This window comes from Ruegeria sp. BG9 (assembly GCF_056538305.1).
Window position 1 is genome coordinate 1 of the sequence record NZ_JBQFSY010000018.1, and the last position, 8122, is coordinate 8122.

8 protein-coding genes are annotated in these 8122 nt (G+C 58.5%); 5 read left to right on the forward strand and 3 right to left on the reverse strand.

Translation table 11 applies throughout. From position 1 onward, the window contains the following. Positions 1 to 140 precede the first annotated feature (140 nt). A complete protein-coding gene (locus tag ACR0I8_RS21930; RefSeq protein WP_170693439.1) occupies positions 141 to 1031 on the reverse strand; it encodes an FAD:protein FMN transferase in 891 nt (296 codons plus the stop codon). Beyond that, a complete protein-coding gene (locus ACR0I8_RS21935; RefSeq protein ID WP_170693437.1) occupies positions 1028 to 3091 on the reverse strand; it encodes a 4Fe-4S binding protein in 2064 nt (687 codons plus the stop codon). Before ACR0I8_RS21935 ends, ACR0I8_RS21930 begins: the two co-directional genes overlap by 4 nt. 200 nt (positions 3092 to 3291) lie before the next feature. Between ACR0I8_RS21935 and pqqA the strand changes: the two genes are divergently transcribed. Genes pqqA through pqqE form a run of 5 tightly spaced genes read left to right on the forward strand, consistent with a single transcriptional unit; the run spans position 3292 to position 6398 of the window. After that, the gene (gene pqqA, locus ACR0I8_RS21940) at positions 3292 to 3399 is read left to right on the forward strand and encodes a pyrroloquinoline quinone precursor peptide PqqA (RefSeq protein ID WP_152460716.1); all 108 of its coding nucleotides are present in this window, start codon (positions 3292 to 3294) and stop codon (positions 3397 to 3399) included. Between the two features lie 26 nt (positions 3400 to 3425). Then, positions 3426 to 4313 carry a pyrroloquinoline quinone biosynthesis protein PqqB gene (pqqB, locus tag ACR0I8_RS21945; protein WP_170475145.1) on the forward strand — a complete coding sequence of 296 codons (888 nt, stop codon included), beginning with the start codon at positions 3426 to 3428 and terminating at the stop codon, positions 4311 to 4313. Next, positions 4310 to 5038 carry a pyrroloquinoline-quinone synthase PqqC gene (gene pqqC, locus ACR0I8_RS21950; protein WP_170475149.1) on the forward strand — a complete coding sequence of 243 codons (729 nt, stop codon included), beginning with the start codon at positions 4310 to 4312 and terminating at the stop codon, positions 5036 to 5038. Before pqqB ends, pqqC begins: the two co-directional genes overlap by 4 nt. After that, positions 5035 to 5322, forward strand: a complete 288-nt coding sequence (gene pqqD, locus ACR0I8_RS21955) for a pyrroloquinoline quinone biosynthesis peptide chaperone PqqD (protein WP_170693435.1) — start codon at positions 5035 to 5037, stop codon at positions 5320 to 5322. The genes pqqC and pqqD overlap by 4 nt, the downstream gene beginning before the upstream one ends. Beyond that, positions 5319 to 6398 carry a pyrroloquinoline quinone biosynthesis protein PqqE gene (gene pqqE, locus ACR0I8_RS21960; RefSeq protein ID WP_170693433.1) on the forward strand — a complete coding sequence of 360 codons (1080 nt, stop codon included), beginning with the start codon at positions 5319 to 5321 and terminating at the stop codon, positions 6396 to 6398. Before pqqD ends, pqqE begins: the two co-directional genes overlap by 4 nt. A 508-nt stretch (positions 6399 to 6906) precedes the next feature. Here pqqE and ACR0I8_RS21965 read toward each other — a convergent pair. Beyond that, complete coding sequence (locus ACR0I8_RS21965) at positions 6907 to 7893, reverse strand: helix-turn-helix domain-containing protein (RefSeq protein WP_170693431.1); 987 nt, start codon at positions 7891 to 7893, stop codon at positions 6907 to 6909. Between the last annotated feature and the right edge of the window lie 229 nt (positions 7894 to 8122).

The following is an 8122-nucleotide window of genomic DNA, read 5'->3' on the forward strand; positions in this document are numbered from 1 at the left end:
ACATGATCGCCGACCTGCACGGCAGCAAAACCTACCGCGCGCATCTCGTCAGCGTCATGACAAAACGCGCCGTCCAAGACTGCTTGTAACCGCATAGGCGATAAACTCCAAAGCCCCGGGCAAAACCCCCGGGGCTTTTGTTATGATTGGAAGGTCCGGACAGACCCATTCTGGTGAACACAAATTACAGTGGTACTCTTGGGTGTTCGATCCAGGATGGTTTGAATCTCACCCTCATCCGCGTGGCAAAGCGCCGTTGACAATGCATCTGCCGATGTGGCGTCTGCAGCCTGAACGCTGACCGTCGACCATTGGGGTGGTTGCATGCTTTGTGGACTCAGGACGTGAAACTGACCGCCACCCAGTCGCAACGCACCTGGGCTGGAGGTGGCAATCGCTTGATCTTTGAGAGTCCGGGTTTGCACGATCCCGTGTTGAGGGTCGGACACGCCAAGGGTCCAGTTGCGCCCTGCGGCGTAGTACTCACCGATATTGACGAGTACATTCCCCCAACCCGCCTGACGCAGCACCTCTGTGACCAGATCCGTGGCGTAGCCCTGAGCAATTCCATTCAGCGTCAGTGCCTGACCGGCATCCAGCGCAATGTGATCGGGCGAAATTCGAACCCGGTCCCATCCGATAGCTTGGCGCGCGGCCTCAAGATCTCCGTTCTGGGCCGCTGCCTGCCACACGGGTTGAACGGTTGGGTCAAAGCGCCCGTCGGTCTGCCGGTAGGCGCGATCGCAGGCCTGCAGAAGCGTTAGCATTTCGTGAGCGGGGGCATTGAGAAAACCGGAGCGGTTCAGCCGAGACAAATCGGATTCGGGACGGTAGAGGCTGAACAATGCCTCAAAGCGTTCAAGCTCGGCTCGGATGCGGGCGATGGCGGGTTCGGCAATCTGGGGAGGCGCGTCAAAGGTTAGACTGACCTCTGCACCCAAAGCGTAGCCCTGCCATTTTGTGGGTTGGGCCGTAGCCGGGGTCGCCAGCGCGGCGGCAGAGATGGCAAGGAAGCGGCGGCGGCTTATCATTCGGCGGCGACCTCTCTGGCTTGGCGTCGGGCAGCGACAATCAGGGGTACGCATTTCGTGCTGTCGTCATGGATCGTCACGCAGTCAAGGCATTGAAAGCATTCGTCATATTGGATACGCCCACTTTTGGCGATCGCCCCGTATTTGCATTTGACCTTGCACAATTGGCAGGGAGAGCCACATTCCGCGCGTCGGTCTATCCAATCGCGCCCGCGCAACAGCCCGCCGATCGCCATGAAAGCGCCAAGCGGACAGACATAGCGGCAAAATCCCTTGAACAGCACCATTCCAAGGAACAGCCATCCCGCCGCATAGGCCACGTAATACCATTCCCGCACAAAGAAGGTGGTGACCGCGGTTTTGAAGGGCTCGACCTCGGCAGCTTTGTCCACTTGATCGGGAGCGACGAACACAACGCCCACAAGACCCGCGAGGATGACATATTTCAACCATTTCAGACGCCTGTCCCAAGCCTCGGACGGCTCAATTTGCGGCAGGCGGAGGGCTTTGCCAAGGTGATGCGCGAACTCTTGCATCGCGCCGAAGGGGCAGAGCCAGCCGCAGAACAGCCCCCTACCCCATGCGATGAAACCAGCGATCGAAACCGCCCAGATTAGCAAGGAAAACGGGTCATAAAGAAGGAATGCGAAACTGCCACCCTCGACCGCTGCTCTGAGTGTTCCAAGAACGGTGACGATGGAAAGCTGCCCTTGCCCCCACCATCCGACAAAGCCGATGACAACGGCCAGCACGCCCATGCGGAGGGGCGTGAACAAAGGTTGGGCCGCCAGTGCATTCATGCGAAAGCTGAGCGCAGCGATGAGACCTGTCAGGAATATCCCAAGAACGATCATATCGGCCTGACGGTTGCGCAGCGCTTCAAGCCATGGCGGGACCGGCGTGATCTGAACCGGACGGGTAAAGAACCGTTCGGGCGTGATATGGGGCACCTCAAGCGTGACCGAGCCTGTTTCGGGCTGGAACATGCCGTGTTCCCGCACGGCCAACACCTTCAGAACCCAATCGCGTGAGGGATCAAAGCCCAGCCTGCGGTCTGTGCGCAGGATCATGGCGGTCCCATCGGGCAGACCATCGGCCAGCTCCACAAACAGATCGGCATCGCGCAGGGCAACCGGAAAGCCATCCTGTTCCGCCGACAACCAATCTGGAGCTGTATTGCGCACGAAGTCCTCGCTGACCAAACCGTGGCGAGCAGTTTCGATCACCAGGATCGGTTCATCATTGTCCGAGATTTCCAGAAAGCTCTGGAGGTCGTCGAAACTGTCCTCGGCCAGCGCAGTGCGGGCGATGGAAGTAGGCCCTACATCGACGACCCAGATGTCCAAGTAAGGCTCATCCGGGTAATCTTGCGCCTCGGGATCGTCATCCGCCCACAAGGTGCCTGCAAACAAGGCGTCGACTTGCGCGTTGGTGTAGGTTTTGCGCGTGGCGATGCCCTGATCGACGAGATCCTGCCAGGTCAGGTCCTCCTGATACTCGGGGTCCGGAAAGGCGGGCGGCGCGGTGGCCAGCCCCTGCATCTTTTCGCGGGCCACCGCCAGCGCGGCCCCCATGACGGATTCGTGGGCAATGCGTACGCTGGCCGTCGCCTTGGTGACGCCATCCAGATAAACAAGCTGTGAACCCGCCGCCGCATCGCCATAGGGTGTTCCCACCACAATCGAATCCGAAATCGACAGCCCGCCATATTGTTCAAAGAACTTGTGAAACGGGGCCTCACCCAGACCCGAGACAAAGATCGGCTCATTGTGTTCGATCAGTTGGACGTCCAGAAAGCGCCCCTCAAGGTCCAGCACCACCAGCATGTTGATCGGCGCGCCCGAAAACCCCGGCAAGGGGGCCAACGGTTCGGATTCAAATACATATCCAGCCTCACTGCCGCCCGAGTTCAGCAGGCTGTAGACCCCGTCATCGTTCAGCGCATCGCCCAGCGAAAACGGGGCGCGGATATAGGTTTCGATCTGCTCACGCGGCAGAGGCTCTGCCTGAACCGACAGGCCGCTGAAAAGCAAAAACACAAGTAACAGGATCGCGCGCATATGCGTGAGACTATATTTCCACCTGCGCCCACGACATTCGACGAAAGTCCTAAGTCCCGCCTCTACGACCCCAAGGCGGTTGACGCAGCCGCCCCGGCCCCTCAACACTACATCCCATCCCTACGACCAAAGGAGCATTTTTTGAAAATCGCGCCGGTAGTAGGTTTTCAACAACGCCAGTCATTCATCGGGAGGACACTATGACCTGGAGCACACCGAAGCTGAAAGAAGTGAACTGCGGTATGGAGATCAACATGTACTCTCCGTCCGAGGACGAAGGCCGCGAGTACGAGCCCGACCTGTTCTGAACACGTGAACGCAGCGGAGGCCCAAAGTGCATTTCCTGGTTCTTGGGGCTTCTGCAGGTGGCGGTTTGCCACAATGGAACTGCGGTTGCCGGAATTGCGAGGACGCCCGTAAGGGCAAGATCCCGCCCTCCGGCCAGTCCTCGTTGGCGGTGTCCCCGGATGGTTTGAGTTGGAGCATCCTGAACGCCTCGCCCGATATTCGCCAGCAGATGCTGGGCAGCCCCAAAATGCACCCCCGCGCGCTGCGCGATACGCCTGTGGCCTCGGTCCTGCTGACCAACGGGGATATCGACCATATCGCCGGCTTGCTCAGCCTGCGTGAACAGACCCCGTTCACCCTGTTTGCCACGGGCGATATACTGGATGTGCTGTCCCAGAACCGGATTTTCGATGCGGTCAACCGCGAGAAGGTGGGCCGTCGTCAGATTGCTCTGGGCGATGAGTTCACCCTACAAGAGGGGCTGCAGGCGCAGCTTTTTGCGGTGCCCGGCAAGGTGCCGCTGTTCATGGAGGGCGACAGCGTCCAGACCGATCTTCTGGGCGAACAGACCGTGGGCGTCCGGCTGACCACCACCGACAAGACCGCCTATTACATCCCCGGCTGCGCGCAGGTGACCGATGACCTGTTGGCCCGAATTACGGATGCCGATCAGTTGTTCTTTGACGGCACGCTTTGGGATGATGATGAGATGATCCGCACCGGAACCGGCGTAAAAACCGGGCAGCGGATGGGGCATATCTCGATCAGCGGACCCGAGGGGTCGATCGCCCGACTGCAAGAGATCCGCGCGGCGAAAACCTTCATCCACATCAACAACACCAACCCTGTTCTGCAACCCGACAGCCCGGAACGCGCCTTTGTGGAAACCGCAGGCTGGACCATCGCCTATGACGGGCAGGAGATCACGATATGAGCCGCGAAACCCTAGAGGCCCGCTTGCGTCAGATCGGGGCGGAGCGTTACCACGATAAGCACCCGTTTCATCACCGGCTGCACAGCGGGGAATGCACCCCCGATCAGGTACGCGCCTGGGTGATCAATCGCTGGGCCTATCAGGCGGCGATTCCGATGAAGGATGCCGCCTTCATGTCGCGCTGCAACGATCCCGATATCCGGCGCGAGTGGCGATCCCGCATCGAAGACCACGATGGCGGCGTGACCGAGGGCGGCGGCATCCGGCGCTGGCTGAAGCTGGCCGAGGCCGTGGGGCTGGACCCTGACTATGTCGCCTCGGGCCGAGGTATCCTGCCCGCGACCCAATTCGCCGTCGACGCCTATGTGCATTACGTACGCGAAAAGCCTCTGCTGCAGGCGATCGCGTCTTCTCTGACCGAGCTGTTTGCCCCCAAAATCCACGAACAGCGGATCGAGGGCCTGTTGCAGCACTATGACTTCGCCAATTCCGACAGCCTATCCTATTTCCAAAAGCGCCTGACCCAAGCTCCGAAGGACGTGGCATTCGGCCTGAACTGGGTTTTGGACCACGCCGACACAGCGGAAAAAGAAGACATGGCCTGCGAGGCGCTGATCTTCAAAACCAACGTGTTGTGGGCGCAGCTGGACGCGCTTTGGTCCGGATATGTAGAGCCTGGCCTAGTCCCACCCGGTGCGTGGAAAACGGGGGAAGGCCTGCTATGACGCTTGAGCTGCACCAGACCGACCGCCCCTATCTGCCGCGCGGCGTGCGGGTTCAGCGCGACACGGTGCGTGACCGCATGGTCCTGCAAGCCCCGGAAAAAGTCATCGAACTGGACGATATTGGTGTCGCCATCCTGTCGCGGGTGGATGGGAAGACCTCGTTTTGCCAGATCGTCACTGATCTTGCCACCACTTACGACGCCCCTGCCGATCAGGTCGAAACCGATGTTCAACACTTCCTGCAGGCTCTGCGCAGCCGACTCTATGTGTTGGTGCAGACATGACCGCCCCTGCCCCCATCGCGCTTTTGGCCGAACTTACCCACCGCTGCCCGCTCAGCTGCCCCTATTGCAGCAACCCTGTTGAGCTTGAGCGCAAGGAAACGGAACTGGACACCCAGACCTGGGCGGATGTGTTCCAGCAAGCCTTCGAAATGGGCGTCCTGCAATTGCACTTGTCGGGGGGTGAACCCGCCTCGCGCCGCGATCTCGAAGACCTGACCGCACAGGCCGCGCGTATCGGGCTTTACACCAACCTGATCACCTCCGGCATTGGACTGTCCGCCAAACGGCTGGACCGGCTCGAGGCGGCAGGGCTGGATCACATCCAACTGTCCTTGCAGGGCACGAATGCCGATCTGGCCGATCGCATTGGCGGCTATCGCGGCGGCTTTGACCGAAAGATGATCATCGCAAAAGAGATCGGTGACAGGGGTATCCCGCTGACCCTGAACGCGGTCATGCATCGCCACAATCTTGATGACCTGGATCGCACGATCGAAATGGCCGTCAAACTGGGCGCCCGCAGGCTCGAAGTCGCCTGTGTGCAATTCCACGGCTGGGCTCTGCCGAACCGCGCCGCACTGCTGCCAACGCTTGAGCAGACCCGGGCCGTGAAACACACCGTTGCCCGCGCCAGCAGGGATTTGCGCGGCGTTCTGGCCATCGACTTCGTACCGCCAGACTATTACTCGGACTACCCCAAGGCCTGTATGGGTGGCTGGGGGTCCACAGGCCTGAACATCACGCCCAACGGCACCGTCCTGCCCTGCCATGCGGCGCAGACGATCACCCATCTGGAATTCGAGTCCGTGCGCGATAAACCTTTGTCGGACATCTGGCACCACAGCAGCGCCTTCAACGCCTATCGGGGAATCGATTGGTTGCCCGAACCCTGCCAAAGCTGCGAGAGGAAAGAAATCGACTTCGGAGGTTGTCGTTGTCAGGCGATGGCCTTTGCGCAGGATGCCGAAGCCACCGACCCCGTTTGCAAAAAGTCACCGCTGAATAGCCGGGTCAAAGACGTTTTGGACGCCATGTCAGCCAATCCTGAAAATGAATTCATCTATCGCAAAGCGTGACCCCCAACCAAGTTCTATGGCGGGCAGAAATATCTTCGGACATGTGTTGTAGCGGATTGCGGCACGCCGTAAATCCTTGGATCTGCAGAGCATGATTTCGATCCAGTTTCGCCCTTTGTAGTGACCTTTGTCGTATTTGACAGCCTGCTTGCGTCGCCTTCGACCTTCTCCCTTCTCCCTTCGCCCTTTGAAACAGGCCTGCATCCCTTTTTCTTTCGACGCATCTCAGATGCAGGTCAGCGTCTTAGCCACGGTCTCCAATCAGTCAGTCAACATCTGACACGCTGCTAAGTAAGGCCCGCATGCCGATTTAGTCGCTAGCGTGCCCAGCAGTAAAAAAGGTTTACCGGACGCCCTTGGCTATCACAGATATCGTGCTACTTGGTCTTCGCGCCACGATAGGCGCAGCCAATCAGGCGTCCACGCCCTCGTTTTTGAACGCCAGACTGTTCGCTATTAGGTGCTTTTGCGCATCCAGAAACTGCACGCTGAATTGAGAGCGCTTGTTCTATTCACACCCAAGATACCGCCGCTTCCTGCTCTCTTCAGGAGTAGATTTGCAATGTTTGAAGAAGCTCCGGGACATGGCGGAACGAGACGAAAACCCAGTCGCGGCGGCAACTTCTGCAAAGGGCATGTCTGTGTATTTAAGCAAGATCCCAACCCGCTCCAAACGCAACTCTTTGTAAGTGTCCAGAAGCTTCGCATTTGTTTTGCCGAGATATCTTCTCTGAAGCTGCCGGACAGACGTACCGACTGTCGCGGCAAGTTCTGAAATGCTCAACGGGTCTTCGATATGCTTCATCATGGTCGCCAGCGTATGAATGACCACCTCGTCCCCTTTGGCTTCGCCGATGAGCCGATTGGCAATTTGACTCTCGGTTTTCTTCCCTGGCTCGCTCAAACCGACATATCTGCGTAGCGCATCAGCAATATGTTGACCGTGATCATCCGAAACGAGCTCCGAAAGTAATCCCAGAGCACTGATGCGTGTATTGGCGCTGTGCAATCGACCATCTGTCGCCAGACAAGTTGATGCCCCGCAGCTGACAATTCCCTGTTCAAAAGCAGCCGCTTCAAAAGTGGTATGCACTGCAGCCGCCCTAGGTTCAGAGCCTGCCATCTGTGCCAGCAACATCACGGCGCCACCGACCAAAATCACTCTGGGTGACAGATTCATCACTTGCGAAACCCAAAGCTTTTGGTCTCCTGCCGGGCACCATGCACTCTCCAAGTCGCCCCAGAACACCGCAGTCCGCCCAGCCCAATCAAGTGGTCCACCAACTTTGTCGGTAGCAACAACACGTGCTGTCACCACATAGGCTTTTTTAGCGATCAATTTGTTCAACGCATCGAAAAACTCCACGACCAATTCTGCTGATGCCCTATCCTCTTGGCAGCGCAGAATGACTTCGATGTGATGAGGGCGTTCCTTTGCCACGTTGGCGATTTGAGCTGCACCTGCGTGACAATTTCGTATGACATAATGCTTCATCAGAACCACCAACTGGTTTGATTGGGTCGAGTGAGGGACGCATTGTTCCCTTCGATGACCCCCGCCTTTCAGCGGGGGTCATGTTTTGGCTATTCTGCGGCTTCTTCGTAAGCTTCCATTGGAGGGCATGTGCAGACGAGGTTTCGGTCTCCGTATGCGTTGTCGACGCGGTTGACGGGGGACCAGTATTTGTCGACGCCCATGGAGCCCGGCGGGAAGCAGGCCTGTT

Coding starts and splice junctions, on each gene's coding strand:
- pqqE (WP_170693433.1), top strand. CDS start 5,319: ATGACCGCCCCTGCCCCCATCGCGCTTTTGGCCGAACTTACCCACCGC.
- pqqC (WP_170475149.1), top strand. CDS start 4,310: ATGAGCCGCGAAACCCTAGAGGCCCGCTTGCGTCAGATCGGGGCGGAG.
- ACR0I8_RS21930 (WP_170693439.1), bottom strand. CDS start 1,031: ATGATAAGCCGCCGCCGCTTCCTTGCCATCTCTGCCGCCGCGCTGGCG.
- ACR0I8_RS21965 (WP_170693431.1), bottom strand. CDS start 7,893: ATGAAGCATTATGTCATACGAAATTGTCACGCAGGTGCAGCTCAAATC.
- pqqA (WP_152460716.1), top strand. CDS start 3,292: ATGACCTGGAGCACACCGAAGCTGAAAGAAGTGAACTGCGGTATGGAG.
- pqqD (WP_170693435.1), top strand. CDS start 5,035: ATGACGCTTGAGCTGCACCAGACCGACCGCCCCTATCTGCCGCGCGGC.
- ACR0I8_RS21935 (WP_170693437.1), bottom strand. CDS start 3,091: ATGCGCGCGATCCTGTTACTTGTGTTTTTGCTTTTCAGCGGCCTGTCG.